This is a genomic window from Actinophytocola oryzae (genome assembly GCF_004364325.1).
Taxonomy (GTDB): domain Bacteria; phylum Actinomycetota; class Actinomycetes; order Mycobacteriales; family Pseudonocardiaceae; genus Actinophytocola; species Actinophytocola oryzae.
Genome location: NZ_SOCP01000016.1, coordinates 1 through 18,740 on the forward strand (window position 1 = coordinate 1; position 18,740 = coordinate 18,740).

Sequence of the window (18,740 nt, forward strand, 5' to 3'; positions counted from 1 at the left end):
CCCCGGCCGTGTCGTTCCACGACGCCAACAACCCACACTCGGACTCGCTCAACAGGTCCACACGACACACTGGGACGTCAGAATCGGCCGTGACGACCCGCAGCAGCTGTGACCAGCGGCGCACGAGCGACTCGATGGTGCCCTGGTCGTACAGGTCGGTGGTGAAGGTGACCCGGCCGGTGATCCCGGCGGGACGGCCGTCGGGGGCACGCCGTTCCCTGAGGTTGAAGGTCAGGTCGAAACGGGCGTTGGGGCGGGACAGGCGCTCCCGGGTGACGGTCAGCCCGGGCAGCTCGATCGCGGTGTCCACGTTGTTCTGCAACACCAACATGACCTGGAACAACGGGTGATGCGCCAACGACCGGTGCGGGTTCAGCACGTCCACCAACCGCTCGAACGGCACATCCTGATTGGCATACGCCGACAACGCCGTCTCCCGCACCCGACCCAGCAGCTCCGCGAACGACGGATCACCACCGGTATCCATCCGCAACACCAACGTGTTCACGAAGAACCCCACCAGGTCATCCAACGCCTCGTCGGTACGACCAGCCACCGGCGTGCCCACCGGGATGTCCGAGCCCGCACCCAACCTGCTCAACACCCCGGCCAAACCCGCCAGCAACACCATGAACACACTCGTCCCACTGCGGCGGGCGAGGTCGACGACGGCCTCGTGTGCGGCGGCGTCGAGCCGCACGTCCACGCTGCCACCCCGATGCGAGGCCACCACCGGGCGCGGCCGGTCGCCGGGCAGGCCGGCCTGTTCCGGCAGTCCTGCCAACGCCGTCGTCCAGTAGTCGAGCTGACCGGCGACCTGGCTGTCCGAATCGGACAGATCGCCGAGCAGCTCCCGCTGCCACACCGCGTAGTCCGCGTACCGCACCGGCAACGGCGACCAGTCCGGTGCCACACCGGCCACCCGCGCCGTGTAGGCCAGCGACAGGTCCCGCGACAACGGCGCCATCGACCAGCCGTCGGTCGCGGCGTGGTGTACCACGAGCACGAGAACCCAGTCGCCCGTATCGGTCACGCGGAACAGTGACGCCCGTAGCGGCAGGTCCGCCGCGAGGTCGAACCGGTGGCCCACGACCTCGGTGACCGCGGCCTCGAGCCTTCCGGAGTCCAGATCCGCGATCGGTAGGAACACCCGCACGCCATCCCGGATCGTCTGCGCGGGGTCGCCGTCGACGTCGGTGAACGTGGTGCGCAGTGGTTCGTGCCGTGCCACGACGTCGTCCAGCGCCGACCGCAGCGACCCGACGTCGAGATCACCGGACATCCGCAGCACGAGCGGAATGTTGTAGACCGGGTTCGGGCCCTCCAGCTGCTGAAGGAACCACAGCCGCTGCTGCGCGAACGACAGCGGAATCCGCTCGGGTGAGTCCACCGGCCGCAAAGCCGGGCGCACCAGGCCAGTGGCGTCGCGTACCCGTCGCGCCAGGCCCGCGACCGTGGGCGCCTCGAACACCGCCCGCACCGACAGCTCCACACCCATGACCACACGCACCCGCGACACCAACCGCGTCGCCAACAGCGAATGCCCACCCAGATCGAAGAACCCGTCCGCCACACCGACCTCGGGCAACCCCAGCACCTCGGCGAACAACCCGCACAACAGCTCCTCCCGCGGATCCCGCGGGCCGCCGCCACTGCCGGCCTGTGCCGTGTAGTCCGGTGTGGGCAGTGCCCGGCGGTCGACCTTGCCGTTGGCCGACAACGGAATTCGGTCCAGCGGCACGAACGCGGCGGGCACCAGGTAGTCCGGCAGGCGCTCACGCAGATACTCGCGCAGTTCGCCGGTCAGTCCGGTGGAGTCGCCGTGTGCGACCACATAGGCGACCAGCCGCGGCTCGCCGGGACGGTCCTCCCTGGCCACCACGACCGACTGCGCCGTCCTCGAATGCCCGGCGAGCACGGCCTCGACCTCGGCCGGTTCGACGCGAAACCCGCGGATCTTCACCTGGTCGTCGGTGCGCCCGAGGTACTCGAGGTTCCCGTCGTACCGCCACCGCACGACATCCCCGGTGCGGTACATCCGTTCACCGGCACCGAACGGGCAGGCCACGAACCGGTCCGCGGTCAGGCCGGGGCGGCGCAGGTAACCACGCGCCAGAGGTGTTCCGGCCAGGTACAGCTCCCCGGCCACACCGGGAGGAACCGGCCGCAGACGCCCGTCGAGCACGTAGACCCGCGTGTTGGTGATCGGTGCGCCGATCGGCGGTGCCTGTCCGTCCCCGTGCCCGCAGTCCCAGGCGGTGACGTCGATCGACGCCTCGGTCGGACCGTACAGGTTGTGCAGTCCGGCGGGCACCTTCGCGACGAACTCGTCCCGCAGGTCGCCGGACAGCGCCTCCCCGCTGCAGAACACCTGGCGCAGCGTCGGCACGGCCCCGGCGTCGAGGTTGCGGAGGAACTCCCGCAGCATCGAGGGGACGAAGTGGAGGATGGTGATCCGTTCCCGGCGGATGACGTCGACCAGGTACCCAGGCTCGCGGTGGCCGCCGGGCCGCGCCATGACGAGGGTGGCGCCGGAGGTCAGGGTGGCCAGGAACTCCCACACCGAGACGTCGAACCCGTACGGCGTCTTCTGGAGCACGCGGTCCGTGCCGGAGAAGCCGTACCGCCCGGTCATCCACGTGACCCGGTTGGCCAGGCCGGCATGGGTGACCACGGCACCCTTCGGCACGCCCGTCGTGCCCGACGTGTAGATCACGTACGCCGGGCCTGCCACGGTCAGCGGGCCGACGCGCTCCGCGTCCGTGACGTCGGTGCCGGACAGGCCGGCGGGTGCCGCGTGCACGTCCTCGGCCGTGACCACGCACACCGGCCGGGCGTCGGACTCCATGAACCGGACCCGTTCGGCCGGGTACTCCGGGTCGACCGGCACGTACGCGGCTCCCGACTTCAGCACGGCCAGGATCGCCACGACCATCTCGACGGACCGGGACAGCCGCAACGCGACCAGCCGCTCCGGCCCTGCCCCCCGGCCGATCAGGTGTCTCGCCAGCCGGTTGGCCCTCGCGTTCAGCTCGGCGTAGGTGACCGGTTCGCCGTCGGACACCACCGCCACCGCGTCGGGTGTCCGCGCCGCCTGCCGCTCGAACAACGCCGGCACCGGCACCACCGGCGGCTCACCCGCCGTGTCGTTCCAGTCGGCCAGCACCCGGCGGCGCTCGGCGTCGGACATCACGTCCACGCCGCCCGGACGGCGGCCCGTGTCGCCGGTCACCGCGTCCAGCAGCCGCAGCCACCGCGCCACCAGCGTCTCGACCGTGCCGCGGTCGTACAGGTCCGTGCTGTACTCGACCCGCCCGGACATCCCTGCCGGACCGCCGTCGGTGCCGCGGTGCTCCCGCAGGCTGAACGTCAGGTCGAACCGCGAGCCCCGGGCACGGACCCGCTCGCGAACGGCCCGCACACCGGGCAGATCCAGCGTCACGTCCTCGTTGTTCTGCAACACCAGCATGATCTGGAACAGCGGGTGGTGCGCCAGTGACCGCTGTGGGCTCACCACGTCCACGAGGCGTTCGAACGGCACGTCCTGGTTGGCGTAGGCCGACAGCGCCGTCTCCCGCACCCTCGCCACCAGCTCCGCGAAGGTCGGGTCGCCGCTGGTGTCGTTGCGCAGCACCAGCGTGTTGACGAAGAACCCCACCAGGGCGTCGAGTGACTCGTCGGTCCGGCCTGCGACCGGCACGCCGACCGGGATGTCCGTGCCGGCACCCAGCCGTGTCAGCAGTCCCGCGAGTGCTGCCTGCAACACCATGAACACGCTGGCGCCGCAGTCACGGGCCACGTCCGCCACCTGTGCGTGCATGGCCGGGGTGAGGTCGAAACCGAGGCTCGCGCCCTCGTAGGTCGCGACCGAGGGCCTCGGCCGGTCGCCCGGCAGGCTGACCTGTTCGGGTAGCCCGGCCAACGCGCTCGTCCAGTAGTCGAGCTGTCCGGCGATCCGACTGTCCGGATCGGACAGGTCGCCGAGCAGCTCCCGCTGCCACACCGCGTAGTCCGCGTACTGCACCGGCAACGGCGGCCAGTCCGGCTCGGCGCCCGCGACCCTGGCCGCGTACGCCCGCGACAGGTCCCGCGACAACGGCGCCATCGACCAGCCGTCGGTCGCGACGTGGTGCACGACGAGCACGAAAACCCATCCGTCGCCGGTGCGGGACAGCGACGCCCGCACGGGCAGTTCGGTGGCGAGGTCGAAGCTGTGGTGCACGGCCTCGGCGACGAGGTCGGGCCCCCGGTCGTCCACGACCGGAACCGGCACAGTGACCTTCGCCAGGATCTGCTGCACCGGCGTGCCATCGACCTCGGCGAGGACCGTACGCAACGGCTCGTGCCGATCGACGACGTCGTTCAGTGCCGCCGCGAAGGCGTCGGTGTCCAGGTCGCCGGTCATGCGGATCACCAGCGGGACGTTGTACAGCGGGTTCGGGCCCCGCAGGCGGTACAGGAACCACAGGCGCTGCTGCGCGAACGACAACGGCACCTGCCCGGGACGCGTGACCGGGGCCAGTGCCGGCCTGCGTACCCCCGCCGCTCGCCCTACCCGTCCGGCGAGACCGGCCACGGTCGGCGCCTCGAACACCGCCCGCACCGAAAGCTCCACGCCGAACACCGCACGCACCCGCGACACCAACCGCGTCGCCAGCAACGAATGCCCACCCAGGTCGAAGAAGCTGTCCGCCACCCCGACCTCGGGCAGCCCCAGCACCTCGGCGAACAAGCCGCACAGCAGCTCCTCCTGCGGGTTGCGCGGCAGCATCCGGCCTGCCTCGGCGAACTCCGGTGCAGGCAGTGCGGCGCGGTCCACCTTCCCGCTCGACGTCAGGGGCAGGGCGGGAAGTGTCACGACAGCGGCAGGCACCAGGTAGTCGGGCAGCCGTTCCCGCAGGTACTCGCGCAGGTCGCCGAGAGGAGCGGCCGGAACGACGTAGGCGACCAGCTGGTGCTCGCCGGACCGGTCCTGCCTGGCGACCGCGGCGACGTGTGCCACCGCCTCGTGCCTGGCGAGCACCACTTCCACCTCGGCGGGTTCCACCCGGACCCCGCGGATCTTCACCTGGTCGTCGGCCCGGCCCAGGTACTCGAGGTTCCCGTCGGCACGCCACCGCGCCACGTCACCGGTGCGGTACATCCGCTCACCCGAACCGAACGGGCACGCCACGAACCGGTTGGCCGTCAGCCTGACACGGCCGAGGTAGCCCCTGGCGACACCGGTACCGGCGACGTACAGCTCGCCGGAGACACCGGGTGGCACGAGCCGCAGGCGGTCGTCGAGGACGAACACCCGCACGTTGTCCTGTGGCCTCCCGATCGGCACCGGCCGGCCGTCGCTGACCTCGCCGTCCGGGATCACGTAGTCCGTGCACCCGACCGTGGTCTCGGTGGGGCCGTAGTGGTTCACGACCGAGACACCGGGATGTGCCGCGCGCCAGCGGTCCAGGTCGGCGCCGCGTGCGGCCGAGCCGCCGACCATCAACTGTGACGTCGGCGCGACCTGGGCCGAGTGCTCGGTCATCGCGAACGCCAGGTGGGTCGGGGTCAGCTTCAGGAACGTGTAGGGGAGGCCGTGTCCGGCGGTCCGTTCGTCGAGGTCGCCGACATGCAGCAGCCCGCCGACGAGCAGCGGGCCGTACAGCGGCGGCACGGCGCCGTCGAACGTCACCGACGCGTGCAGCAGCGTCGCGCCGCCAAGGGCCGGGTACGCCGACCTGGCACGGACCAGGTAGTTGGTCAGCGACCGGTGCTCCACCACGACGCCCTTGGGGTGGCCGGTGGTGCCGGAGGTGTAGATGACGTAGGCGGGGTTGTGGGGTCGCAGCGGGCGGACCCGCTCGGCGTCGGTGATGTCGGCCGAGGAGTGACCCGTGGTGACCATGTCGTCCGGCGTGACCACGCACACCGGTCGTGCGTCCTCGATCAGGAACCGGATCCGTTCGGCGGGGTGGTCCGGATCGATCGGCACGTAAGCAGCGCCCGCCTTGGCCACGGCCAGCAGCGCGACGATCAGCTCGGTCGACCTCGGCAGCGCGACCGCGACGTGGTCCTCGGGCCCGACGCCACGGGCGATGAGCTGCCGGGCGAACCGGTTCGCGCGGGCGTTGAGTTCGGTGTAGCTGACCGACTCGTTCCCGGACCGGACGGCGACGGCGTCCGGGGTCCGCTCGACCTGCTGTTCGAACAGTGCGGGCAGCGGCGAGGACGGTACCGCCGCCGCCGTGTCGTTCCACTGGGTCAGCAGCAGGTGGCGCTCGGCGTCGGTCAGCAGCGGGACGGCACCGAGCCGCTGGTCCGGCGCCGCGGTGACGCTGTCGAGAAGGCGCAGCCAGCGCCGCACCAGCGACTCGATCGTGCCCCGGTCGTAGAGGTCGGTGCTGTACTCGACCCGCCCGGTCATGCCCGCGGTGTCCGGCCGCTCGCGCACGCTGACCGTGAGATCGAACCGCGCGCTTCGTCCCAGCGCGCGTTCCCGAGTGGCACGAACACCGGGCAGTTCCAGGCTCGCCTCGACGTTGTTCTGCAACACCAGCATGACCTGGAACAACGGGTGGTGCGCCAACGACCGGTGCGGGTTCAGCACGTCCACCAACCGCTCGAACGGCACATCCTGATTGGCATACGCCGACAACGCCGTCTCCCGCACCCGACCCAGCAGCTCCGCGAACGACGGATCACCACCGGTATCCGTCCGCAACACCAACGTGTTCACGAAGAACCCGACCAGGTCATCCAACGCCTCGTCGGTACGACCAGCCACGGGCGAACCGATCGGCACGTCCGTGCCCGCCCCCGACCGCGTCAGCAACCCGGCCAAACCCGCCAGCAACACCATGAACACACTCGCGCCCGCGTCACGCGCCACCGCCACGATCCGCGCGTGCACCACCGGATCGACCTCGAACCCGACCACGGCGCCGCGATGCGACGCCACGGCCGGACGAGGACGGTCACCCAGCAGGCTCACCTGCTCCGGCAACCCGGCGAGCCGGTGCGACCAGAACTCCACCTGCCGCGCCACCGCACTACCGGGATCGTCGAGACTCCCCAGCAGCTCCCGCTGCCACACCGCGTAGTCCGCGTACTGCACCGGCAACGGCGACCAACCCGGCGCCGCCCCAACGGCCCTGGCCGCATAGGCACGCGACAGGTCCCGCAACAACGGCGCCAACGACCAGCCATCGCCCGCGATGTGGTGCAACACCAGCACCAGCACGCATTCGTCTGCCGTGGCCCGCACCAGCGACGCCCGCAGCGGCGGCCCGGCCGCCAGGTCGAACGGATGCCACACCACGTCGGCGACGGCGTCGGACACCCCGTCGGCGGCCACCTCCGCGATGGACATCTCGACGCCGCCACCGGCCGGCCGGATCCGCTGCATGGGGACGCCGTCGACCTCGGTGTACACGGTGCGCAGCGCTTCGTGGCGGTCCACCACGTCCGCCAGGGCCGCTTTCAGCGCGTCCGGGTCAAGCTCCCCGGCTAGGCGCAGCACCAGCGGCACGTTGTAGACGGGACTGGCACCCTCCAGCTGGTCGATGAACCACAGCCGCTGCTGCGCGAAGGACACCGGCAGGTACTCGGCACGCCGTACCGGCCGCAGGACGGGCCTGCGGGCGTCGGACACGGCAGGCAACCGCCGGGCGAGCCCCGCCACCGTCGGCGACTCGAACACCGCACGCACCGGCAGCTCCACGCCCAGCGCCGTGCGCAACCGGGACACGAGCCGGGTCGCCAGCAGCGAGTGCCCGCCCAGGTCGAAGAACCCGTCGTCGACACCGACCCCTGGCAACCCCAGCACCTCGGCGAACAGCCCGCACAGCAGCTCCTCCCGCTGGTCACGCGGAGCGCCGCCGCTGCCCGCGAGTGCCGCGAAGTCGGGTGCGGGCAACGCACGCACGTCGATCTTGCCGACGGCCGTCAGCGGCATGGCCGCGAGCAGGACGATCGCCGACGGGACGAGGTAGTCCGGCAGCCGCTCCGCCAGGTGGTCGCGCAGCGGCGCCGGGTCCACCAGCTCCGGGTCCTCCGGCACGACGTAGGCGACGAGCCGCTGCTCACCCGGACGGTCCGCCCGTGCGGTGACCACGGCCTGCGCCACGAGGTGGTGCGCCGCGAGGACGGACTCGACCTCGCCCGGCTCGACGCGGAACCCGCGGATCTTGACCTGGTCGTCGGCCCGGCCCCGGTACTCGATCACCCCGTCCCGCCACCGCACCACGTCCCCGGTGCGGTACATCCGCTCCCCCGGACCGAACGGGCACGCCACGAACCGGTTCGCCGTCAGCCCGGCACGGCCGAGGTAACCCCTGGCCACGCCGGTCCCGGCAACGTACAGCTCGCCGATCGCGCCGGGCGGCACCGGCCGCAGCCGGTCATCGAGCACGTAGGCCCGCATGTGGGTGATCGGGGCGCCGACCGGCACCGGGTCGGGCACCTCGTCCGGCGCCGCCATCGGATGGCTGGTGACGAACGTCGTGGTCTCGGTCGGACCGTACCCGTCGACCACGACGAGCCCCGGGCACGCCCGCAGGACCCGCCGGACCGCGCCCGCGGGCACGACGCCGCCACCCGCCCACACCTCCCGCAGCCCCGCGAAGCACTCCGGGTCCTCGTCCGCCAGCACCCGGAACAGGCCCGACGTCGCCCACATCGCCGTCACGCCGTGGTCGGCGACGGCACGCCGCACGGTCCGCGCGTCGACGTCGCCCGACGCGATGACCACCGTGCCGCCGGACAGCAGTGGCACCCACAGCTCGTAGGTCGACGCGTCGAACACGTACGGGGAGTGCAGCAGCACGCGCTCGTGCGCGCCGCCCGCGAAACAGGACGCCGACACCAGGCCGGCCACGTCCGCGTGCGTGACGACGACCCCTTTCGGCGCACCGGTCGTGCCCGAGGTGTACATGACGTAGGCCGTGTTTCCCGCGGTCGGCCGGGTGCGCCGTTCCCCGGGGGCCGCGCCGGGCAGGGCCGTGAGCTGGTCGAGCGCGTCGAGCACCAGTACCGGCCGCGCGTCGTCGATCATGAACCGGACGCGCTCGGCGGGATACGCGGGATCGATCGGCAGGTAGCCCGCGCCTGCCCTGAGCACGGCGATGATCGCCACGACCATGTCCACCGAACGCGGCAACACCAGCGCCACCAGCCGCTCCGGTCCGGCGCCCCGGTCGGCCAACCGCCGGGCCAGCCGGCCGGCACGCGCGTTCAGCTCGGCGTAGGTGACCGATCCGCCGTCCCACTCGACGGCGACGGCGTCCGGCGTGGCGGCGGCCCGCTGCTCGAACAGCACCGGGAGCGGCAGTGTCGAGGGCGTGCCGGAGGTGACGTTCCACCCGGTCAGCACCTGGTGGCGTTCGGTGTCGGTGAGGATGTCCACATCGGCGACCCGGCGCCCGAGGTCGGCCGTCACCGCGTCCAGCAGCCGGACCCAGCGGTCGGCCAGTGCCACGACGGTCGCGTGGTCGTAGAGGTCCACGGCGTACTCCACGCGGCCGGTGCCGTCGTCGCGCACGGTGAAGGTGAGGTCGAACCGGGCGTTGCGCCCGGACACGCGGTCCCGCACGGCGGTGACGCCCGGCAGGTCGACCGTTGTCCCGGCGTTGTTCTGGAGCACCAGGGCGATCTGGAACAGCGGGTGGTGGGCCAGCGACCGGGCCGGGTTGAGCGCGTCCACGATCCGCTCGAACGGCATGTCCTGGTGCGCGTAGGCGGCCAGTGCCGTCTCCCGCACCTGGGCCAGCAGGTCCGCGAACGTGGGGTCGCCCGAGGTGTCGGTCCGCAGGACCAGTGTGTTGACGAAGAACCCGACGAGGTCGTCCAGCGCCTCGTCGGCCCGGCCGGCCACCGGCGTGCCGATCGGGATGTCCGTCCCGGCGCCCAGCCGGGTCAGCAGTGCCGCCAGCGCGGCGTGCAGCACCATGAACACACTCGCCCTGGCCTCGCGGGCGACCCGGTCCACACGGGCGTAGAGCTCCGGGTCGATCTCGAATGCCACGGTGGCACCGCGATGCGACGCGACGGCGGGCCGCGGCCGGTCGCCCGGCAGGCCGACCTGGTCGGGCAGGCCTGCCAGCCGGGCGGACCAGTAGCCGACCTGCCGGGCCGCGATGCTGTCCGGGTCGTCGAGGTCGCCGAGCAGTTCCCGTTGCCACGCCGCGTAGTCCGCGTACCGCACCGGCAGCGGCTGCCATGCCGGTGCGTTGCCCGCCAGCCGGGCGGTGTACGCCTCCGACAGGTCACGCGACAGCGGCGCCATCGACCAGCCGTCGCCGGCGATGTGGTGCATCAGCACGGCCAGCACCCACGACCCGTCGTCGACGACCCGGCACAGCCAGGCTCGCAGCGGCGGCTCGGTGGCGAGGTCGAAGCAGTGCTCGACGACGCCGGAGAGCAGCCCCGGCAGCCGGTCCGACGCGGTGTCCACAAGGGACATCCGCACCGGGGTGTGGGCGGGCAGGATGCGTTGCACCGGAACGCCGTCCGACTCGCCGAACACGGTCCGCAGTGCCTCGTGGCGCGCCATCACGTCGGACAGTGCCGCGCGCATGGCCGCCGGGTCGACCTCGCCCGCCAGCCGGAACACGATGGGAAGGTTGTAGACCGCGCTCGGTCCGTCCAGCTGGTGGAGGAACCACAGCCGCTGCTGGGCGAACGACACCGGCGCCGAGTCGCCGTGCGGTGTCGGGCGCAGCGGCGGTCGTACCGTGCCGGTGACCTCCTCGACCTCCCGGGCGAGGCCCGCCGCTGTCGGCGCCTCGAACACCGAGAGCACCGGCACCTCGATCCCCAGCACCGCACGCATCCGCGACACCAGCCGCGTCGCCAGCAGCGAATGTCCGCCGAGTGCGAAGAAGTCGTCGGCAGGGGTCACGTGCGGCAGCCCGAGCACCTCGGCGAACAGCTCGCACAGCAGTTGTTCGTGTCGGCCACGATCAGCGGCACCGAGCACCATCTGTTGGCAACCCTCCAGGAATCGGCCGGCGTGTGCCTCAGCCGGCTGCGAGTTGGTCGGCGCAGAGCGCGGCGACGTCGGCGCGGCGCAGCTTGCCCTGCGGGCTGCGGGGCAGCGCGTCGACGACCAGGACCCGCTTCGGCACCTTGCTGGGGGTGAGCCGGTCGCGTGCGTAGCCGCGGACCTCGTCCGGTGTGGTGGCGTGGCCGTCCCGCAGCACGACGGCCGTGTGGACGTCCTCGCCGAGCAGCGCGTCGGGTGCGGCGAACGTCGCGCAGTCCACGACGTCCGGATGGCCGAGCAGCACGGAGTCCACCTCGGCCGGCGAGATCTTCTCACCGCCCCGGTTGATGATGTCCTTGATCCGCCCGGTGATCCACACGTAGCCGTCGGCGTCGACACGGCCGAGGTCGCCGGTGCGCAGCCATCCGTCGACGAAGGTGGCGTCCGGGTCCGGGTCGGCCCAGTAGCCGGTCATCACGTTCGGTCCCGCGATCAGCAGCTCGCCTTCGACGTCCGGCTCCCGCACGGGCCGTCCGGACCGCTCGACCGCGACCTGCGATCCGGTGGCCACCCCGACGCTGCCCGGACGGCGCCGCCCGGGCGGCAGCGGGCTGGACGCGATCTGGTGTGCCTCGGTCATGCCGTAGGAGGTCACCACCGGCACGTCGAACGACCGCTCCACCCGTGCCAGCAGGTCCTCGGCCGCCGGGCCGGAGCCCGCCCTGATGAACCGGAGCGCCGGGCCCGGCACCAGGTCGTCCGGCGCGCTCGCGAGCAGCGCGGCCAGCATGGCGCTGCTACCGGAGTACCAGGTGACCCGGGGACCGGCGAGATGCGCCAGGACCAGGTCCGGGTCGAAGTGCGGCAGCACCAGGCACGACGATCCCGAGACCAGGGCCGCGACCACCGCACCCACCAGGCCCTGCACGTGGAACAACGGCATGGCCGACAGCCGGCAGTCGGCAGGGCCGAGCCCGTAGGCCGTCGCGGTGGCCCTGGCCGCCGCGACGATGTTGTCCCGGGACAACTGCACGATCTTCGGACGGTCCGTGGAACCGGACGTGGCCAGCATCAGTCCGCGGTCGACGGCAGGCACGGGAGACGTCCTGCCACCCTCGCCCAGCGCGGCGCCGGTCAGCTCACCCCGTGCGGGCACGAGGTCGAACACCGGCAGCGACAGCTCGGCGCACACCGCGCGGAGCCGACCGCTGAGGCGACGCTGCAGCACCACCGCCCTCGGGGTCAGCAGCCGGAACAACCGCCGGTACTCGGCGGGTGCGAGCGTGGGGTTCAACGGCAGGCAGACCGCGACGTCGGTGACCGCCAGCATCGCGACCGCCGACACCGGTGCGTCCGGCAACGCGACGCAGACCACCTCCGACGGGCGGACCCCCAGGCGCACCAGGGAGTCCCGCAGTGCGCCGATCAACTCGCCGACCTGGCCGTAGGTCACCGTCTCGCCCCGGTGGTCCATCAGTGCGGGACGGTCCCGCGCATCGCCTGCCGCTGTGCCTGCCGGCTCGGTCCAGTTCGTGGTGGTTCCGGACAGGTCCACCGTCATCGCGACACCCCCGTGGTCGTCCGACGTGTGCCCGCGTCACTTGCCGTGTAACTGGCGCAGGTAGTCGTAGCAGGTCGGCACCGTGTCCAGGATCCGACGTTGCTCCTGTTTGACTCGCGCGAACAGCGGCTCGGCCTGGTCGGCCAGTTCCGGTCGTGCGGCCAGCATCGGCAGCGAGTGGTCCGGCAGGAAGTCCAGACCGGCCAGGATGCAGTAGTAGTTGCTGTTGCTCCAGAAGTTGCGGAACTCCGCCTCGAAGTTGTCGTAGTAGGTCTCCTCGCCGACCACCGGCATGCTGACCGGCAGTCCCGCCCGGTACATGGCGACCTTCTCGGCGATGGCGTCGGCGAGCGGGAGTTCCTTGCAGGCACGCCAGAACGGTGTGTCGTCCCGTGGCGCGAACGTGAAGTGGGCCTGCACGAAGTCCCGCGAGTCGTCGAACATCACCTCGATCTCGCGGTTGAACCGGTCACGCATGACCGGCTCGAAGTTCTTGTCCGGGAAGTGTTTCACCAGCTGGTAGAGCGCGGCGTAGGCGAAGTAGATGCCCGTCGACTCCAGCGGTTCCAGGAAGCAGGACGCCAGGCCGACACTGACGACGTTGCGCACCCATGCCCGGCGGTTGCGGCCGACCCGGAACCGGATCTGGTTGAGCGTCTGCTCTTCCGGGTCGAGGCCCCACATCCGGCAGAACTCCAGGGTCGCCTCGTCCTGGTTGGCGAACCGGCTGGAGTAGACGTAGCCGCTGCCGAAACGGCCGAGCATCGGGATCTTCCAGGTCCAGCCCGACGACATCGCGATCGACGACGTGTACGGCTCGACGCCGTGCGCCTCGTCGTCGTGGGGGACGGCGGTCGCCACGGCACGGTCGTTGAGCAGGTGGTCGCTCATGTCCAGGAACGGCTCGCGCATCGCCTGGTTGATCAGCAACCCGCGGAATCCGGAGCAGTCGACGAACAGGTCGCCCTCGATCAGGCGGCCACCCTGGGTCCGCAGGCCCGTCACGTGGCCGCGCTGGTCGAGGACCGCCTCGGTCATCATGTCCTCGATGTGCACCGCGCCCTGTTTGTCCACGGCGAACTGGCGCAGGTAGTCGGCGACCAGCTGAGCGTCGAAGTGCCACGCGTAGTTGGTCCACCGGGTGCCGTCGGCGTTGCGGGGCGCCAGGTTCGCGTCCAGCGCGGGCGCCTGCGGGTAGCACGCCCGGTCGAACCGCTCAGCTGTCTCGCCTGCGAGTGCGCGGTGCGTCCAGTAGTGCGACAGCGGCAGGTTCTGGTAGGTGGGCAGCAGGCCGAACAGGTGGTAGAACTCGTCCGGCGCACCACTTCGCTGTCGTGACGTCGCCTCGCCCGCGCCGGGCGTGCGCCAGTTCACGTACTTGATGCCCATCTTGAAGCTGGCGTTGCACGCCCGCATCCAGTCGTCCTCCGGCACGCCGAGGAAGTCGAACAACACCCTGTGCAGGTTCGGGATGGTCGCCTCACCCACCCCGATCCTCGGCACGGCAGGCGACTCCAGCACCGTGACCGACACCTGCTGACCGAGCGCCCGGCCGAGGTAGGCGGCACTCATCCAGCCCGCGGTCCCGCCACCGAGCACGACGATCTTCCGGATTCTGCGGTCGCCCACAGTTCATACCCCCTAATGCCATTACGACGGACACACGAATACGTCGCCAATCCGTCATCGCAAGATATTCCGGCGTCTGAATTCCGACATTTCGACGTTATTCGCGAACGCCGGGGCCGGCAGTCGGCACGACGAACGTCCCTCTTAGCGCGTCGGCAGGCCGAATCGGCGCACGAGGCACGCGGCCGACCGCACGTGAGCAGCAAGTTCCGACTAGCAGTCGCCCGTTCTACACGGGCATTCAAGCTCCACCCCGATCCCCCAGAGATCGTTTTTGTGTGTCATCCCCAGAAAGCTGCGACCCGCATCCAGTCGTGGCTCCAAAGCAACTCTAACAAATCAGGCCCGCCGCGTCACGGATGTTGACGTCGGAGTTCTGCGCCAGATTCCTCCGATATTGTCGTTTTTGGGCTGTCCGAGGCCGCGGAACGCGCACGTCCGGCATCGTGACGACGGTGCGGAGACGTGTTCCGGGTCAGTCCCGGCGGGCGGCGACCAGCTGGGTCGCGGCGACGCTGAGGGCCATCAGCACGACGGCCACGGCCGCGTACCCGGTCGCGGAGGCCACGGTGTCACCGGTGACCGATCCGTTGCGGGTCAACAGTGTCATCGCCGGGTTGACGGGTGGGATCCACCGCACCAGTACGAACAACAGCAACAGCAACAGTGTCGTCAGCAGGCCGTAGCCGGGACGGCGGATCATCAGCCGGGAGGTAACCAGGCCGATCGCGACACCGACGCAGGCGCCGGTGAGCAGGGCTTCCGCCCCGGCGAACAACTCCAACCCGGTCACGTCGCGGAACCCGAAAACCAGCGGCACAGCGAGCAGGAGCGCACTCAGCACGGCACAGCACGCGAGCACGACCCACGCCGTGGCGATCAGCAGCGAGCGCGACCGGCCCGCGTTCACCGCCGTGATGGTGCGCTGCACCGGATCCTCCACACCGATCAGCGACACCGTCAGCCATGCCGCGAGCACCAGGGTGGCCACGGTCATCACACCGAAGATCGGCGCCACGGGCTGCGCATTGTCCCCATGCACCAGCAACATCGCCACCACGCAGTACAACAACGTCGGCGGCAGGTAGCGCTGGGAGTGCAGCAGGATGGCCAGCGTGTAGCGGAACAACGCCATCACCGGACTTCTCCGGCATCGCCGTCGGACGCGGCCGTGATCCGTTCCGCCACGGCCTCGTCCACCCGCGCGACCGACCAACCATGTCGCAGGGCGGCCAGCAGCAGGCCGTCGGCGTCCGGTTTGCCCACCCGCACCAGGACGCGATCGCCTTCCCAGCGCGTGGAAATCGCCGACGCCAGCACGGCCTCGACATCATCGCGCGGCCAGCCGTCGACGCCGGACGGCGCCTCCAGCACCAGCCGCACCACCAGCGTCGCCTGCACCGCCTCGACATCGCCGGGGCGGACTCTGCCGTGGTCGATCCGGTAGACACGTGTCGCGTTCGTCCGGACTGTCGCCTCGCGATGGTCGGTGAACACGACGGTGCCGCCGTTCGCGGCACACTCCGCCATCACCTCGGCGAGCACACCGTGTGCCGAGCGGTCCAGGCCCGACCAGGGCTCGTCCAGCACCAGTAGTTCCGGTGGCACGACCAACGCCTGCGCCAGCCCCACCTTCTGCAGGTTTCCCTTGGACAGCCGGCGAAGCGCGGTGTCGAACCCGCCCGCGAGCGCGAACCGGTCCAGCAGTCGCTCGGCCGCGCGGCCGGCCTCCCGGCCGGAAAGCCCGCGGATCCGCCCCATGTGGGTCAGGTACGAACGCGCGGTCAGCCGCTCGTCGGACGGAAACCGTTCCGGCACATAGCCGACGCGTGCCGGCCGACCCGTGACCGTGCCCGACGTCGGGCGGGTGACGCCGACGAGAATGCGCAGCAGCGTCGACTTGCCGGACCCGTTGCCGCCCGCGATCGCGGTGATGTCACCGGACTCGAGGTCCATGACCACATCGGAAAGCACCGTGCGGTCCCGGCCATAACGCTTGCTGACATCGCTCACTCGCACCGCAGAAGTCCTCGCGACTCGAAGTTCGCCAACTCATCGCATTCAACCGAACGCGGAGCATAACAAACTCGAGCGGTGCTGACCCACGGCACACAGGCCTGCCGAGCCCACCCTGTCAGGCGAGCAGGCTCCACCGGTCGATCACTGTTTCAGCTGCCGGAACGGCGGACCGCGTCGGCCTCCATCGCCTCGACGAGACTTCTTGGCCGCATGTCGGTCCAATGGGTCTCGACGTAGGCCAAACAGGTTTCGCGGTCACTCTCGGGCAGTTCGACTGTCCAACCCGGCGGCACGTCGGCGAAGCTGGGCCAGAGCGAGTACTGCCGCTCGTCGTTGGCCAGCACGAGAAAACGACCGTTTTCGTCATCGAACGGATTGCTCATGGGTTCCCCTCCCAGGACGCCCGAACGCGATCCAGTCTGGCGTCGCGGGCCACCCACGACAACCACCCAAGGCAACTGTGACGACTATCACAACAAGTCCGGCGCATTCGTAAAAACGGACTTTCGATTGTTCCGGGCCACCGCACGATTCGACCGAATGTATGCTTGTCGTGAACTCGCATCCACTGGCCCCTTCATTCGCCACCCCCACCGCACGAAGGGTCCGTGCCTTGTTGAGCGTTGCCGAAACCAGTTCACATTACGTACTGCTGTGCCCCGTCTGCGGTTGGCGGGGTCCCGACGACGGTCTCCGGCTCGAATGCCCGCAACCGCACGCGCCGGGACTGCTCCAGGTCGTGTACGCCACGAACGCCTTTCCCCGGCCACGCGGCGACGACGGTCTCTTCCGGTATCGCGACTGGCTCCCGGTCCGCAGAACGCTGACCGGCGCCGTCCGGCCGGAGGTGTACCACGGTGCGGCGCTCGGCAGACGGCTCGGCCTGCCGAACCTGTGGATCGCGTTCAACGGCTACTGGCCGGAACGCGGGTGCGCGATGACAACGTCGACGTTCAAGGAACTCGAGGCGTACACGGCACTGGGCAGGCTGCCGCACGACGCGCCGACGCTGGTGGTGTCGTCGGCCGGGAACACGGCCGCCGCGTTCGCCGCGCTGGCATCCCGGTACGAGATGCCGTGCGTGATCGTCGTGCCCGCGGCGGCCACGGACCGGCTGATGTTCCAGCGGCCACTCGCCCCGTGCGTCCGGCTCGTCATGCTGGAACACGGCGACTACACCGATGCCATCGCCTTCGGCCAGTCCCTCGCGACGGCACTCGACGGGCAGGTGGAGGGCGGCGCGAAGAACGTGGCACGGCGCGCGGGCCTCGCGACGGTGTTGCTGGCCGCCGCGGAGGCGATGCCGGTCCTGCCGGACTACTACGTCCAGGCGGTCGGCAGTGGCGCGGGCGCGATCGCGGTGCACGAGGCGGCCCGCAGGCTGGTCGCCGCGGGCACGGCCGATCGGGTGCCGAAGTTGCTGCTGTGCCAGAACGAGTCGTTCGCGCCGCTCCACGACGCCTGGCGGCGCGAACGCGACGGCCGCGAGTGGCCACGCCCGACGGGGACCGCCGTCTTCGCGGACGAGCTGGTGAACCGCCTGCCACCGTACGGAGTCCTGGGCGGCGTGCGTGACTGCCTGCTGGAAAGTGACGGCGACATGCTCGTCGCGGACCGGCCCGCCGCACTCGCGGCCCGGCGGTTGTTCCAGGACGTCGAGGGAATCGACATCGAACCGGCCGCGGCGGTCGCACTCGCGTGCCTGTGCGAAGCCGCCGCGACCGGCATGGTCGACCGTGACGCGACACTGTTGTTGAACGTCACCGGCGGCGGTCGCCGCAGACTGGCCGAGACGACACCGCTCAGGCCGCCGGATCAGGTATTTTCTGTGTCACAGAACGACTTGCGCGACGGCACATTCCCTCGGGAACTGCTCCGGGCCCGCGCACTCAGCTGACACCGCTCCCCCGCGCACCGGCTAGTCCTTCGCCCGGCCTACGCGGACCGGCAAGCGCCGGCGTGCGGCCGGGTCGCGCGTTCCGGCGACGAGCACACAGATCGCGGTGACCAGGATGGCCGACCACCTCAGGTGGGCCGGGGTCCATTCCGCCCCGAAGCCGACCATCATCGGCGCCTGTGGGATCGACGCCGTCGGCAGTAGCGCGGCCAGGAGCGCGGGGGTGGTGATGATCCCGGGATGGTCGAAGCCGTGGCGACGGCCCCACACGGCCACGGCCCAGAGCACGGCGAGTGCCGCGGCGAACTCGACCGTGAGGCCCACGCCGAGGGCCCGGCGATCACCAGCCGGTGCCGTGGGGAGGTAGCGGGCCAGCACAATCGTCCACAGTGGACCTACCACGGCGCAGGCACAGCCGATCCGCAGCCAGAGCCTGCGGGCCAGGCTGTACGGGCTGGCCTGCAGGGTGACCGCCGCGCCGTCATCGAGCACGTACCCGCCACCCAGTGCCAGCAGCAGGCCCAGCACACGCGGGTCCCCGACGACGTCCTGCGTGTCGCCGCCGCGTACCGCCAGGAACGCCGCGCCGGCGACAGCGCCGATCGCGAACGGCGCCAGGCGCAGACTGCGCACCAGGTGGCCGCTGCGAACCAGTTCCCATGCCACGGACG

General features: G+C 70.9%; 8 protein-coding genes. 1 reads left to right on the top strand and 7 read right to left on the bottom strand.

The genetic code is table 11. From position 1 onward, the window contains the following. The 6 genes from CLV71_RS33885 to CLV71_RS33910 all read right to left on the bottom strand — a co-directional run. On the bottom strand, positions 1 to 10,960 hold a 10,960-nt coding region (locus CLV71_RS33885; protein ID WP_133906983.1), incomplete at its 3' end, for a non-ribosomal peptide synthetase. A 37-nt stretch (positions 10,961 to 10,997) separates the two neighbouring features. Continuing rightward, positions 10,998 to 12,524, bottom strand: coding sequence for an AMP-binding protein (locus tag CLV71_RS33890; RefSeq protein ID WP_133906984.1), 1,527 nt, complete (start codon positions 12,522 to 12,524; stop codon positions 10,998 to 11,000). Positions 12,525 to 12,560: 36 nt separating this feature from the next. After that, complete coding sequence (locus tag CLV71_RS33895) at positions 12,561 to 14,153, bottom strand: tryptophan halogenase family protein (protein ID WP_133906985.1); 1,593 nt, start codon at positions 14,151 to 14,153, stop codon at positions 12,561 to 12,563. A 475-nt stretch (positions 14,154 to 14,628) separates the two neighbouring features. Further along, positions 14,629 to 15,288: a hypothetical protein gene (locus tag CLV71_RS33900; protein WP_133906986.1), complete on the bottom strand. Its 660-nt coding sequence runs from the start codon at positions 15,286 to 15,288 to the stop codon at positions 14,629 to 14,631. After that, on the bottom strand, positions 15,288 to 16,172 hold the full coding sequence (locus tag CLV71_RS33905) for an ABC transporter ATP-binding protein (protein WP_133906987.1): 885 nt from the start codon (positions 16,170 to 16,172) through the stop codon (positions 15,288 to 15,290). The genes CLV71_RS33900 and CLV71_RS33905 overlap by 1 nt, the downstream gene beginning before the upstream one ends. A 149-nt stretch (positions 16,173 to 16,321) precedes the next feature. After that, complete coding sequence (locus tag CLV71_RS33910; protein ID WP_133906988.1) at positions 16,322 to 16,555, bottom strand: MbtH family protein; 234 nt, start codon at positions 16,553 to 16,555, stop codon at positions 16,322 to 16,324. Positions 16,556 to 16,716: 161 nt separating this feature from the next. Between CLV71_RS33910 and CLV71_RS33915 the strand changes: the two genes are divergently transcribed. Further along, positions 16,717 to 18,069: a cysteate synthase gene (locus CLV71_RS33915; RefSeq protein ID WP_133906989.1), complete on the top strand. Its 1,353-nt coding sequence runs from the start codon at positions 16,717 to 16,719 to the stop codon at positions 18,067 to 18,069. 21 nt (positions 18,070 to 18,090) lie between these two features. Here the strand turns inward: CLV71_RS33915 and CLV71_RS33920 are convergent, their stop codons facing one another. Next, positions 18,091 to 18,735 (bottom strand): hypothetical protein, encoded by a 645-nt coding sequence (locus tag CLV71_RS33920; protein WP_133906990.1) that lies wholly within the window; start codon positions 18,733 to 18,735, stop codon positions 18,091 to 18,093. Positions 18,736 to 18,740 lie beyond the last annotated feature (5 nt).